Origin of the sequence: Citrobacter sp. Cb041, assembly GCF_030336655.1 — a bacterium.
GTDB lineage: Bacteria > Pseudomonadota > Gammaproteobacteria > Enterobacterales > Enterobacteriaceae > Citrobacter > Citrobacter braakii.
Genome location: NZ_JAOWDD010000009.1, coordinates 57,157 through 69,564, shown reverse-complemented (window position 1 = coordinate 69,564; position 12,408 = coordinate 57,157). Strand labels below are relative to the sequence as shown.

Annotated in this window: 12 protein-coding genes; 9 read left to right on the top strand and 3 right to left on the bottom strand. The window is 50.8% G+C overall.

What is annotated here, in order from left to right:
* Nucleotides 1–125 precede the first annotated feature (125 nt).
* The 3 genes from OGV52_RS00340 (at nucleotide 126) to OGV52_RS00330 (ending at nucleotide 3,164) form a co-directional block, all read left to right on the top strand.
* Nucleotides 126–830, top strand: coding sequence for a GntR family transcriptional regulator (locus OGV52_RS00340; protein ID WP_019077919.1), 705 nt, complete (start codon nucleotides 126–128; stop codon nucleotides 828–830).
* 8 nt (nucleotides 831–838) lie between these two features.
* The gene (locus OGV52_RS00335; RefSeq protein WP_279265379.1) at nucleotides 839–1,795 is read left to right on the top strand and encodes a sugar phosphate isomerase/epimerase family protein; all 957 of its coding nucleotides are present in this window, start codon (nucleotides 839–841) and stop codon (nucleotides 1,793–1,795) included.
* Nucleotides 1,796–1,913: 118 nt separating this feature from the next.
* Nucleotides 1,914–3,164, top strand: coding sequence for an MFS transporter (locus OGV52_RS00330; protein ID WP_029139693.1), 1,251 nt, complete (start codon nucleotides 1,914–1,916; stop codon nucleotides 3,162–3,164).
* Between the two features lie 40 nt (nucleotides 3,165–3,204).
* On the opposite strand, the gene cpxA is transcribed toward OGV52_RS00330, so the two are convergent.
* Together cpxA and cpxR are read right to left on the bottom strand one after the other, a co-directional pair.
* Nucleotides 3,205–4,578, bottom strand: a complete 1,374-nt coding sequence (gene cpxA, locus OGV52_RS00325; RefSeq protein WP_016155210.1) for an envelope stress sensor histidine kinase CpxA — start codon at nucleotides 4,576–4,578, stop codon at nucleotides 3,205–3,207.
* Nucleotides 4,575–5,273, bottom strand: a complete 699-nt coding sequence (cpxR, locus tag OGV52_RS00320) for an envelope stress response regulator transcription factor CpxR (protein ID WP_006686193.1) — start codon at nucleotides 5,271–5,273, stop codon at nucleotides 4,575–4,577. Before cpxR ends, cpxA begins: the two co-directional genes overlap by 4 nt.
* Nucleotides 5,274–5,423: 150 nt before the next feature.
* Between cpxR and cpxP the strand changes: the two genes are divergently transcribed.
* The 6 genes from cpxP to OGV52_RS00290 all read left to right on the top strand — a co-directional run bounded on the left by cpxP (nucleotide 5,424) and on the right by OGV52_RS00290 (nucleotide 11,550).
* Nucleotides 5,424–5,924, top strand: coding sequence for a cell-envelope stress modulator CpxP (gene cpxP, locus OGV52_RS00315; RefSeq protein WP_016155211.1), 501 nt, complete (start codon nucleotides 5,424–5,426; stop codon nucleotides 5,922–5,924).
* A gap of 147 nt (nucleotides 5,925–6,071) precedes the next feature.
* Entirely contained in the window at nucleotides 6,072–6,974 is a 903-nt protein-coding gene (gene fieF, locus OGV52_RS00310; RefSeq protein WP_287107922.1) for a CDF family cation-efflux transporter FieF, read from the top strand.
* Nucleotides 6,975–7,159: 185 nt separating this feature from the next.
* The gene (gene pfkA, locus OGV52_RS00305; RefSeq protein ID WP_003028778.1) at nucleotides 7,160–8,122 is read left to right on the top strand and encodes a 6-phosphofructokinase; all 963 of its coding nucleotides are present in this window, start codon (nucleotides 7,160–7,162) and stop codon (nucleotides 8,120–8,122) included.
* A gap of 206 nt (nucleotides 8,123–8,328) precedes the next feature.
* Nucleotides 8,329–9,318 carry a sulfate/thiosulfate ABC transporter substrate-binding protein Sbp gene (gene sbp, locus OGV52_RS00300; protein WP_016155247.1) on the top strand — a complete coding sequence of 330 codons (990 nt, stop codon included), beginning with the start codon at nucleotides 8,329–8,331 and terminating at the stop codon, nucleotides 9,316–9,318.
* 104 nt (nucleotides 9,319–9,422) lie between these two features.
* Nucleotides 9,423–10,172: a CDP-diacylglycerol diphosphatase gene (locus OGV52_RS00295; protein ID WP_019077918.1), complete on the top strand. Its 750-nt coding sequence runs from the start codon at nucleotides 9,423–9,425 to the stop codon at nucleotides 10,170–10,172.
* Nucleotides 10,173–10,245: 73 nt separating this feature from the next.
* Nucleotides 10,246–11,550 (top strand): SLC13 family permease, encoded by a 1,305-nt coding sequence (locus OGV52_RS00290; RefSeq protein WP_287107921.1) that lies wholly within the window; start codon nucleotides 10,246–10,248, stop codon nucleotides 11,548–11,550.
* 81 nt (nucleotides 11,551–11,631) lie between these two features.
* On the opposite strand, the gene tpiA is transcribed toward OGV52_RS00290, so the two are convergent.
* On the bottom strand, nucleotides 11,632–12,399 hold the full coding sequence (tpiA, locus tag OGV52_RS00285) for a triose-phosphate isomerase (protein WP_003028783.1): 768 nt from the start codon (nucleotides 12,397–12,399) through the stop codon (nucleotides 11,632–11,634).
* Nucleotides 12,400–12,408 lie beyond the last annotated feature (9 nt).

Sequence of the window (12,408 nt, the reverse complement as noted above, 5' to 3'; positions counted from 1 at the left end):
CGCCATGTTTTCAGTCCATTCTTGATACCTGGCCCACAAAAAGAAACTCTGCGTTGAAAAAAAACTTGAGTATTTCCTGCACTCAAATATCTTAGCTTTAAATTGGTTTAAACCAGATGAGCAAGATGAAAAAGAAAAACAATGTTGATGTGCTTAGAGAGCGCTTTGAAAGCTGGTTAAACGAGAATAATTTGCCAGCGGGCTCTAAATTGCCTTCGGAGAGAGAGTTATGTGAGTTGCTGGATGCGAAGCGCATGACTTTACGTCAGGTTCTGATTGAGCTTGAGATCGATGCGCGTATCTTCCGAAAGAACCGCAGTGGTTGGTTTATTTCATCGAAGCGATTTATTTATAATCCCAAATCACTTTCCAGCTTTAATGCTGAAGCCTGTGCTCAGGGGCGCAAGCCTTTTTGGGGTTATTTAACCAAAGAAACGATTGCGACGGTTCCGCACCATGTTGATGATGTTTTTCTCTCCTCCGGTGATCGCTATTTAGTTACCGGTTGGTGTGGTCTTGATTCGCATAAAGTGTTTTACCATGAGTCCTATATTGATGCTGATGTTGCGCCAGGATTCATTAACAAATTGGGCAATCAGTCTTTTGCCAGCGTCTGGGAAGATGCGTTTGGTCATGCTTTAAATATCAAAGAAATGATTTTTAAACCGGTCAATATGCCAGAAGTGGCCTGCAAAGAGTTGGGCGTTGCGCCTAATACTTATGGAATTTTAGTAGAAAAACATCGGGCTACCCGAGATAAAAAAGTGGTTCAGGTTGATTTTGAATACTGGCGACTTGAATCTGTGGAACTTGTTATTCGTGATGAATGAGAAAAATAATGGGAAAATGCAACCAAGAACTTCTCGCTGAACGTGCGAGAAATATACCACTGTACCTACATGCTTATGCCTTTCATCTGAATATGCGCTATGAGAGAGTCCTTCCGGGCGATCTTCTGGATATTGCGCATCAGCAACAATTAAAGGGAGTGAAAATACATGTTGAGGATGGTGAGTCCCAATCACTGCAGAAACTAAACGATCGGCAGTTGCACGATTTTAAAGAAAAGGCAAAAAAATATAACCTCGATGTACATATTGAAACGAGCGCATCGGACAAGGCGACATTGACGGATGCGATCCGTATTGCTGTGGCAACTGGCGCAACTTCAGTACGTTTCTACCCCCGCTATGAAGGACATCTCAACGATGTCATGGCAAAGATTGCCAATGATATTGCGTGGTTGTCTCAGTATGACGATTGCGGACTAAGCTTTACTATCGAACAGCATGAAGATCTGCAAGGCCATGAACTGGTGACGCTGGTTAATAATAGTGGAATGAAGAATCTCTCTATTCTGTTTGATTTTGGCAACATGATTAACGCCAATGAGCAGCCGCTTTCTGCGTTAGAGGTCATGTCCCCTCTAATCACTCAGGTACATATCAAAGACGCAAAAATTATTAAAGAAGGTAAAGGCTGGGGGCATGAGGCTTGTCGTTCAGGATACGGTGACTTACCAATGGAAGAGATGCTTAAGGAATTATTACTTTTAGGTGAGGATAAACCACAAGTAAATGCTTTTGGTCTGGAAGAGGAAGTTGAATATTATGCTCCGGCATTTCGTTTTGATGATGAAGGTGATAATCCCTGGATCCCATGGCGCGATGCAAGCTATACGCCGCTGCCCGACAGTGACATGATTGATGCGCGACTGGCGCAGGAAAAAGAACATGCTCTTGCTCAAATAAAGTATATCCGTGATTTATGCGACAAGTTTACAAGTAATAAATAAACTTCTTTAAATATTATTAAATGCGAAAGGGGTTATGAAAATAACTCTCTTAATTTATTAACTGCATGATTTAATTTAAATATTTCTCTCAACAAGCAATGAGGGTTTAATTATGTTCATGAATAAATGGGCAAGGCTCTGTTTTTTAATTTTAGGCGGCGGCACAATATTCAAACTTTCAAGTATGAAAGACGTTTTCTATGTGCCAATGCAAAGTGACTGGGGTTTAACCAATACGCAAATTGGTTTAAGTTTTACTGTTTATACGATTGTTCAGACAACCGGGCTTTTTCTGTCGCTCTATATCGCAGACCGTTATTCCAAGAAAATATTATTACCATTTGGTCTGATCGGCGTTGGGTTATGCGGTTTATATTTGGCGACGCTACCGTCATTTACCGGTTATCTTATTTGCTTTGCCGCAATGGCGTTCTTTGCCGATGTGGTTTATTGGCCGGTGTTATTGAAAGCTGTGCGTCTGCTAGGTACGCAAGAAGAACAAGGGCGCATGTTTGGCTTTTTAGAAGCAGGACGCGGCGTGGTGGATGTTATCGTCGCTTCTGGCGCTCTGTTTGTTTTCGTCCAGTTTGGTGAAGGTAAAGCGGGGATGCAGGCTGGACTGCTGTTTTATACGCTAATTACGCTGGCTGCGGGCGTTCTCACTTACTTTATTGTCGATGATGACAAAGTGAAAGGCGGCGAGAAAACCAGTGCCAACATGGAAGTCTTAAAGGGTATCAAACATGTGTTGTCCTGCCCTAACGTCTGGCTGGCTTCTTTAGGGATTTTCTTCGTTTACGCCGCGTACTGTGGCCTGACTTACTTCATCCCATTCTTAAAAGATATCTACATGCTGCCGGTAGCGCTCGTCGGCGCGTACGGCATCATCAACCAGTATGCATTGAAAATGGTGGGAGGGCCGATTGGTGGGCTGCTGGCGGATAAGGTTGCTAAATCACCTACGGTTTACCTGAAGTGGACGTTTCTGATCTCTGCTGCTGCTATGGTTGTTTTTATGCTGTTGCCACATCAAACGATGAATGTGTATATCGGTATGGCGGCGACGCTAGGATTTGGGGCGATTATTTTCTCACAGCGCGCCATTTTCTTTGCACCAATGGATGAGATTGGTACCCCGCGTGAATATGCCGGTTCGGCGATGGCATTTGGCTGTATCATCGGTTATATGCCCGCCATGTTTGCGTATACGTTATACGGCTATTTACTGGATACCAATAGCGGCATCACGGGCTATAACTATGTCTTTAGCGTGATGATTGCATTCAGCTTAATGGGCTTTATCTGTTCGACCATTCTGGTGAAGCGGATTAAAAAGCAAAAGCTAGCGGCTGCGACTGTGGCAGCATAATGTGAGAACTTCCCCGGTACGACGTTACCGGGGAAGCCTGTTAAGCGCGTTTATACAGCGGCAACCAAATTACCAGCCGTAAACCACCCAGCGGGCTGTCTTCGGCTTTCACCCAGCCACGATGCTGTTGGATTGCGGTTTCAACAATCGCCAGACCCAGACCTGTTCCGCCAGACTCGCGATCGCGCGCCTCATCGGTACGATAGAACGGACGGAAAATCTGTTCTCGGTCTTCAGGGCTAACGCCCGGGCCATCGTCGTCGACAGTGATGGTAATCCCATCGATATCCACCGCGAAGCCAACTTCAATCTGCGTGTGTGAATAACGCAGGGCGTTGCGCACAATGTTTTCCAGCGCGCTTTCCAGCGCATTTGGGTTGCCGTACAGCGGCCACGGGCCCGGCGGGAAATTCACCGTGAGTGATTTACCCATCTGCTCGGCTTCAAAGGCGGCGTTATCCAGCACTTCGCCCCACAGCTGATTGGCTTTCACCGTTTCACTGACCAGCGCGTTTTTCTGCTGATTGCGTGACATCACCAGCAGGTCGTTGATCATGCTGTCCAGCCGATGCGCTTCTGTTTCAATACGTTCCAGCTCTTTGCTCTCACCGCTACGACGGCGCAGCAGCGCGGTGCCCAACTGCAGACGCGTCAACGGCGTTCTCAACTCGTGGGAGATGTCCGACAGCAGGCGTTGCTGCGAGGTCATCATTCGCTCCAGCGCCGTCACCATCTGGTTAAAGCTGGCGCCTGCCGCCAGAAATTCCTGCGGACCGGCTTCCAGTTCCGGATGCTGACGCAGGTTGCCCTGGGCCACTTCATCCGCCGCGTTTTTCAACTTACGCGCCGGTTTCGCCAGACTCCAGGCAAGCCAGAGCAATAGCGGAGAGCTGACTAACATGGTGACAATCAGCAACAACAGCGGTCGGTCGAACAACAGATTGATAAAGTCAGATTGTGAGCTGCTGGCAGGTCGAATGAGATACAGCTGGTAGTTATCTTCGCCGTCTCTGACGGAGAAAGGCCCGACCATCTCAACGCGACCGTATTTTTTCTTTTGCGGATGGTCGGCGTTATCGGCCTGACCAATAAAGTTACGAATGATCTGCATTTCGTTGCGTTCTGCGCCGATCACGCGTCCTTCCGTCGTAACAAGCAATAACCGCTGTCCTGGCGGCGCCCACTTGTCTATCGCCCGAAACAAGCGACGCCACCACATTAAATCGTTGGGTGGATCGTTCGCCAGTTCAGCTTCAACGTGTTGCTCAATCATCAACCCCTGGCGCTGCTCGCTGTCCAGTAGCTCGGTCATCTGGCGTGAATCAAGCTTGGGTAACATCAGTACCAACATCAACACCAGTGCCAGCGTCAACCAGAAGATGGCAAAGATGCGTGCGGTTAAGCTCCCTATCATGAAGCGGAGACCATCAGGTAGCCGCGACCGCGCAGGGTTTTAAACCACGGGTGTCCGTCTTTACGTTCTGGCAGCTTACGACGCAGGTTCGAGATATGCATGTCGATCGCGCGATCAAAAGGCGTCAGGCGTTTGCCCAGCACTTCCTGGCTCAGGTGTTCACGCGAAACCACCTGACCGAGATGCTGTGCCAGCAAATAGAGCAGGGTGAATTCGGTGCCGGTTAATTCCAGGGTTTGCCCGTCAAAGCTGGCTTCCTGGCGACCCGGATTAAGGCTTAACGCATCCACTTCCAGAGTCGGCGAACCGTTGTCGCTGTTCTGCTGCTGTTCGCTCCAGTGTGAGCGACGCAAAATAGCGCGGATGCGCGCGACCAGTTCACGGTCGTTAAACGGTTTGGGTAAATAGTCGTCCGCGCCCAGCTCAAGGCCAAGTACGCGATCCAATTCGCTGCCGCGAGCGGTCAGCATGATTACGGGTGTCTGGTGTGTCTGACGAAGTGCTTTCAGCGTATCAATGCCATTTTTCTTCGGCATCATGACGTCGAGCAAAAGTAAATCGATGCTGTCATCCAGAAGCTCAAGCGCCTGTTCCCCATCATAGGCAACCAGCACATCGAAACCTTCCATTTCGAGCAACTCCTTTAACAGGGAAGTCAGCTCTCGGTCATCATCAACTAACAGGATTTTATTCATTGTTTACGTACCTCCGAGGCAGAAATTACGTCATCAGGCGTCGCTAATCTATGACTTTACGTTGTTTTACACCCCCTGACGCATGTTTGCAGCCCGAATCGTAAACTGTCTCTCGTTGAATCGCGACAGAAAAGATTTTGGGAGCAAGTGATGGGCAAAGTTACCGCTGCCGTCATGGCCTCAACGCTGGCACTGAGTACTTTAAGCCATGCAGCTGAAGTCGTCACAGGCGATCACTGGCACCTGGGTGAAGGCTCCGCGCAACGCAGCGTTCAGAGCCACATGTTCGACGGTATCAGTTTAACCGAACATCAACGTCAACAGATGCGAGATTTAATGCAGCAGGCAAGACACGAACAGCCTCCTGTTAATGTTAGCGAAATGGAGACAATGCATCGCCTTGTCACCGCAGAGAAATTTGATGAACGCGCTGTGCGCGCTCAGGCAGAAAGAATGGCGCAAGAACAGGTTGCCCGCCAGGTTGAAATAGCCAAGGTTCGCAACCAGATGTATCGCCTGTTAACGCCCGAGCAGCAAGCGGTTTTAAATGAGAGACATGAACAACGAATGGAGCAACTGCGCGACGTAGCGCACTGGAAAAAAAGCTCATCGTTGAATTTATTGAGTAGTAGCAACTCACGTTCCCAGTAGTAACCCTGTTTTCCTTGCCATAGACACCATCCCTGTCTTCCCCCACATGATGTGGGGGTTTTTTTTGCCCAAAATTTGTCACTCGGTTATTGCCTGACTGTTTTACTTCATCCGTTATACTAGCGGCATATCCTGGCAGGAGTGTTTATGAATCAAACCTATGGGCGGCTGGTTAGCCGGGCGGCAATCGCGGCGACCGTGATGGCATCGCTGTTACTTTTGATCAAAATTTTTGCGTGGTGGTACACCGGATCGGTCAGTATTCTGGCAGCGCTGGTGGATTCTTTGGTGGACATCGCTGCGTCGTTAACCAACCTGTTGGTGGTGCGCTATTCTTTGCAACCGGCCGATGATGAACATACGTTCGGACACGGAAAAGCGGAATCGCTGGCGGCGCTGGCGCAAAGCATGTTTATTTCCGGTTCGGCGCTGTTTTTATTCCTGACCGGGATTCAGCATCTCATCCAACCCACGCCAATGAAAGATCCTGGCGTCGGGGTGGTTGTCACCATCATTGCGTTAGTGTGTACAATCATTCTGGTCTCGTTTCAGCGCTGGGTAGTGAAGCGCACGCAAAGTCAGGCCGTTAGGGCGGATATGCTTCATTATCAGTCTGATGTTATGATGAACGGTGCGATTCTCGTGGCGCTTGGGCTGGCATGGTACGGCTGGCATCGCGCAGATGCCTTGTTTGCGCTCGGGATTGGCATCTATATTTTATATAGTGCATTACGCATGGGTTATGAGGCGGTACAGTCTTTGCTGGATCGCGCTTTACCCGATGAAGAACGTCAGGAAATTATTGATATTGTGACGTCATGGCCTGGAGTCAGCGGCGCTCACGATCTTCGCACGCGGCAGTCAGGGCCGACCCGCTTTATTCAGATTCATTTGGAAATGGAAGATAATCTGCCGCTCGTTCAGGCGCATTTAGTGGCTGAACAGGTAGAGCAGGCAATTTTACGGCGTTTCCCGGGATCGGATGTCATCATTCATCTGGATCCCTGTTCGGTCGTACCCAAGGAAGGCAAGATGTTTGAGCTTTTATAATTCGTTGTAAAAAAAGTGAACCGGGCCAGCATTTTGTGTATAAATTACCACCATTTGGCCTGACCTGAATCAATTCAGCAGGAAGTGATTGTTATACTATCTGCATATTCGTTGGATCGTTTCGATATGCGGAATCGACTTCCGGCAGCAGATTTCATTTTGCATTCCAAAGTTCAGAGGTAGTCATGATTAAGAAAATCGGTGTGTTGACAAGCGGCGGTGATGCGCCGGGCATGAACGCAGCAATCCGTGGTGTTGTACGTGCAGCGTTGACGGAAGGGCTGGAAGTCATGGGGATCCATGATGGCTACCTGGGTTTGTATGAAGACCGTATGGTTCAACTTGACCGCTACAGCGTGTCCGACATGATCAACCGTGGCGGTACATTCCTCGGTTCTGCCCGCTTCCCGGAATTCCGCGACGAAAACGTGCGTGCCGTGGCTATCGAAAACCTGAAAAAGCGTGGCATTGACGCGCTGGTTGTTATCGGTGGTGACGGTTCATACATGGGGGCAAAACGCCTGACTGAAATGGGCTTCCCATGCATCGGTCTGCCAGGCACTATCGACAACGATATCAAAGGCACCGACTACACCATCGGTTATTTCACCGCTCTGGGTACCGTAGTCGAAGCGATTGACCGTCTGCGTGATACCTCTTCTTCTCACCAGCGTATTTCCATCGTTGAAGTGATGGGCCGCTACTGTGGCGATCTGACCCTGGCGGCTGCCATTGCTGGCGGCTGTGAGTTCGTGGTGGTTCCTGAAGTGGAATTCAGCCGTGACGATCTGGTTGCTGAAATCAAAGCAGGCATCGCGAAAGGTAAAAAACACGCGATTGTGGCGATCACTGAGCACATGTGTGACGTTGACGAACTGGCGCATTACATCGAGAAAGAAACGGGTCGTGAAACGCGCTCAACCGTACTGGGTCACATCCAGCGTGGTGGTTCTCCGGTGCCTTACGACCGTATCCTGGCGTCCCGTATGGGCGCATATGCCATTGAACTGCTGTTGGCCGGTCACGGCGGTCGCTGTGTAGGTATTCAGAACGAGCAACTGGTTCACCACGACATCATCGACGCGATTGAAAACATGAAGCGTCCGTTCAAAGGTGACTGGTTGGACTGCGCGAAAAAACTGTACTGATTGTTTTTTCCGCGCCTGATGGCGCTAAGCGCATCAGGCCTACAGGTTGTAAAGACTTGTAGGCCTGATCAGCCGCTAACCACCATTCGGCACAATTCCCCGCATTTATTCCCCCAAGTTATAGCAAATCTTTTTTTATTCTTTAATGTTTGGATACCTTTCTGGCACGCTTTGCTCATCACAACACCACATAAGAGAGCTGGGCGATGAACAAATGGGGCGTAGGGTTAACATTATTGCTGGCATCGACCAGCGTTCTGGCAAAGGATATTCAGTTACTTAACGTATCGTACGATCCAACGCGTGAACTGTACGAGCAGTACAATAAGGCCTTCAGCGCGCACTGGAAGCAGGAAACGGGCGACAACGTCGTGATCCGCCAGTCGCACGGCGGTTCGGGTAAACAAGCGACCTCCGTCATTAACGGCATTGAAGCCGATGTCGTGACGCTGGCGCTGGCTTACGATGTGGATGCCATTGCTGAACGTGGTCGTATCGATAAAAACTGGATTAAGCGTCTGCCGGATAACTCCGCGCCATACACCTCCACCATCGTTTTCCTGGTCCGCAAAGGCAACCCCAAACAAATTCATGACTGGAACGATTTGATCAAACCAGGCGTGTCGGTCATTACGCCAAACCCGAAAAGCTCAGGCGGCGCACGATGGAACTATCTGGCGGCATGGGGCTACGCCTTGCACCACAACAACAACGATCAGGCCAAGGCACAAGACTTCGTGAAGGCCCTGTATAAGAATGTTGAAGTGCTGGACTCCGGTGCGCGTGGCTCAACCAATACCTTCGTTGAACGCGGTATCGGTGATGTGCTGATCGCCTGGGAAAACGAAGCCCTGCTGGCGACAAACGAGCTGGGCAAAGACAAATTCGAGATAGTGACGCCGAGTGAATCTATCCTCGCGGAACCGACCGTTTCCGTGGTCGACAAAGTAGTGGAAAAGAAAGACACCAAAACGGTGGCGGAAGCCTACCTGAAATATCTCTACTCACCGGAAGGTCAGGAAATTGCAGCGAAAAACTACTATCGTCCGCGTGATGCAGACGTTGCGAAGAAATACGAAAATGCATTTCCGAAGCTGAAACTGTTCACCATCGACGAAGAGTTTGGCGGCTGGACGAAAGCGCAGAAAGAGCACTTCTCAAACGGTGGTACGTTTGACCAGATCAGCAAGCGCTAAATAAGTCTGTGATTTACCGACCCGGTGGCATAACGCGACCGGGTTTTTTATTTGTCATGGTTTTGCGTTACTCTTGCCCTTCAATGAGATACAGGGAACGCGTAATGAAAAAAGCAGGCTATCTTTTACTGGCGGTGATTGTAGTCGCCGCTGCTGCAGGTATCGGGTACTGGAAATTCACCGGTAACCCGGACGCATTACGCCAGATTGTTCTTCAGCAATGCCTGCCGCACCAGTTGCAGCAGCAGGATCCCACGCCGTGCGCCGAAGTGAAGCCGGATGCCGGATATGTGGTGTTCAAGGATCGTAACGGCCCACTGCAATACCTGTTGATGCCGACCTGGCGCATCAACGGAACGGAAAGCCCGCTGCTGCTGAAATCAGGTACGCCGAACTTTTTCTGGCTGGCCTGGCAGGCGCGCAGCTTTATGAGCCAAAAATACGGTCAGGAAATCCCTGACAAAGCGGTATCGCTGACCATTAACTCGCGTAGTGGGCGTACGCAAAATCATCTGCATATTCATATCTCCTGCCTGCGAACCGATGTCCGAAAACAGCTGGATGACAATCTGGCGAAAATCAGCACTCGTTGGCTGCCATTACCGGGTGGGCTGCGCGGTCATGAATATCTGGCGCGTCGCGTCACGGAAAATGAACTGGCGCAACGCAGCCCGTTTATGATGCTGGCAGAAGAGGTGCCGGATGCGCGTGAGCACATGGGCAGCTATGCGCTGGCGATGGTGCGTCAGAGCGATGAGTCCTTTGTCCTGCTGGCGACCCAGCGCAATCTGTTGTCGCTCAATCTCGCCTCCGCTGAGGAAATTCAGGATCATCAATGTGATATTCTGCGTTAACCCCACCTAATCTGGCATTTACTCCGCATGTCTGTCCCCGTATTCTTGTTGAAAAAAACAACAGGAGACAGGCATGTCGCTCTGGCTTACACACCCTCTGTTTATCCCCTCTCTGGTGATTGGCATTACCATCCTGCTCTGGGCGACGTCGCTACTGCCGGAGTTTATAACGGCGCTGCTGTTCTTTGCCGTAGCAATGGTCGCCAAAATCGCACCTGCGGATGTGATCTTTGGCGGATTTGCGTCTTCGGCATTCTGGCTGGTCTTTAGTGGTTTTGTGCTGGGTATCGCGATTCGCAAAACGGGGTTGGCGGACAGGGCGGCGAGAGCGCTGTCATCGCGATTGACCGATTCCTGGCCGTTAATGGTGGCGAGCGTGGTGCTGCTCAGTTACGCGCTGGCGTTTGTGATGCCGTCCAATATGGGGCGTATTGCGCTGCTGATGCCGATTGTTGCCGCAATGGCGAAGCGTGCCGGAATTAACGAGGGTACGCGCGCCTGGTATGGTCTGGCGCTGGCCGTCGGGTTTGGGACGTTCCAGCTTTCCGCGACAATTTTACCCGCTAACGTGCCAAATCTGGTAATGAGCGGCGCGGCGGAAGGCTCTTACGGCATCCACCTCAATTATCTTCCCTATTTGCTGCTGCATACGCCGGTTCTGGGCTGGCTGAAAGGCGCGGTGCTCATCATGCTTATCTGCTGGCTGTTCCCTGGCAAGCCCCACGCACCGCGCGATCTCACGCCAGCGGAACCAATGAGCCGGGATGAAAAACGTCTGGCCTGGATGTTAGCAGTGGTGCTGCTGCTGTGGGTAAGTGAAAGCTGGCACGGTATAGGGCCTGCGTGGACCGGGCTGGCGGCGGCGGTTATCACGCTGCTACCACGGGTGGGTTTTATCAATGGCGACGAGTTTTCCTCCGGGGTAAATATCAGGACCTGCATTTACGTGGCGGGGATTCTGGGGTTGGCAATCACCGTTACCCAGACCGGCATTGGCAGTGCAGTGGGCGAGGCGCTGTTACAGGTGATGCCGCTGGATGCGGAAAAACCATTTACCAGCTTTCTCGCGCTGACCGGCATTACCACCGCACTCAATTTTATTATGACGGCGAACGGCGTTCCGGCGCTGTATACCACTCTGGCGCAAAGTTTTGCCGATGCGACTGGGTTCCCGCTGCTGTCGGTGATTATGATTCAGGTATTGGGGTATTCCACACCGCTACTGCCGTATCAGGCTTCGCCGATTGTGGTGGCGATGGCGCTTGGGAAAGTGCCTGCGAGGGCGGGGATGCTGCTGTGTATCGCGCTGGCGACGGCAACATATCTGCTTCTTCTGCCGCTGGATTATCTGTGGTTTAGCGTGTTGGGTAAGTTGTAAAAAAAGCCCGGTAGCGCTAACGCTTACCGGGCCTACAGTCTTGAAGGACGGGTCAGCGAAGCGCTACCCGCCTCAACAGCATTACGCCTGTTTAGCGGCTTCTGCTGCTTTAACGATGACCGCGAAGGCATCTGCTTTCAGAGAAGCACCGCCAACCAGCGCGCCATCGATGTCCGGCTGAGCGAACAGTTCTGCTGCGTTCGCTGCGTTTACGGAACCGCCGTACTGGATGATAACTTGTTCAGCGATTTTCGCGTCAGCTTTAGCAATGTGGTCACGAATGAATTTGTGAACAGCCTGAGCCTGAGCAGGAGTTGCAGATTTACCGGTACCGATAGCCCATACTGGTTCGTAAGCGATAACGACGCCTTCGAATGCTGCCGCGCCCTGAGTTTTCAGAACGGCGTCGATCTGACGTGCACAGACTTCTTCAGTTTTGCCCGCTTCGTTTTCTGCTTCGGTTTCACCGATGCACAGAACCGGAGTCAGACCTTGTTCTTTCAGCACGGCGAATTTTTTAGCGATCAGCTCGTCAGACTCTTTGTGGTAAGTACGACGCTCAGAGTGACCGATAATGATGTACTGCGCGCCGATATCTTTCAGCATTTCAGCACTTGTTTCACCGGTAAATGCGCCAGACAGGTTCAGGTCAACGTTCTGCGCGCCCAGGATAATGTGGCTACCGGCAGCGGCGTGTTTCGCCAGGTCGATATACATTTCCGGCGGAGCGATTGCTACTGCACAGCCAGCAACGCCAGCCAGTTCTTTACGCAGATTAGCAACCAGTTCGTTTACCATGTGGCGGCTGCCGTTCAGTTTCCAGTTACCCATCACTAAAGGATGTCGCATTTCATTTCT

Coding starts and splice junctions, on each gene's coding strand:
- OGV52_RS00340 (WP_019077919.1), top strand. CDS start 126: ATGAAAAAGAAAAACAATGTTGATGTGCTTAGAGAGCGCTTTGAAAGC.
- OGV52_RS00335 (WP_279265379.1), top strand. CDS start 839: ATGGGAAAATGCAACCAAGAACTTCTCGCTGAACGTGCGAGAAATATA.
- OGV52_RS00330 (WP_029139693.1), top strand. CDS start 1,914: ATGAATAAATGGGCAAGGCTCTGTTTTTTAATTTTAGGCGGCGGCACA.
- cpxA (WP_016155210.1), bottom strand. CDS start 4,578: ATGATAGGGAGCTTAACCGCACGCATCTTTGCCATCTTCTGGTTGACG.
- cpxR (WP_006686193.1), bottom strand. CDS start 5,273: ATGAATAAAATCCTGTTAGTTGATGATGACCGAGAGCTGACTTCCCTG.
- cpxP (WP_016155211.1), top strand. CDS start 5,424: ATGGGCAAAGTTACCGCTGCCGTCATGGCCTCAACGCTGGCACTGAGT.
- fieF (WP_287107922.1), top strand. CDS start 6,072: ATGAATCAAACCTATGGGCGGCTGGTTAGCCGGGCGGCAATCGCGGCG.
- pfkA (WP_003028778.1), top strand. CDS start 7,160: ATGATTAAGAAAATCGGTGTGTTGACAAGCGGCGGTGATGCGCCGGGC.
- sbp (WP_016155247.1), top strand. CDS start 8,329: ATGAACAAATGGGGCGTAGGGTTAACATTATTGCTGGCATCGACCAGC.
- OGV52_RS00295 (WP_019077918.1), top strand. CDS start 9,423: ATGAAAAAAGCAGGCTATCTTTTACTGGCGGTGATTGTAGTCGCCGCT.
- OGV52_RS00290 (WP_287107921.1), top strand. CDS start 10,246: ATGTCGCTCTGGCTTACACACCCTCTGTTTATCCCCTCTCTGGTGATT.
- tpiA (WP_003028783.1), bottom strand. CDS start 12,399: ATGCGACATCCTTTAGTGATGGGTAACTGGAAACTGAACGGCAGCCGC.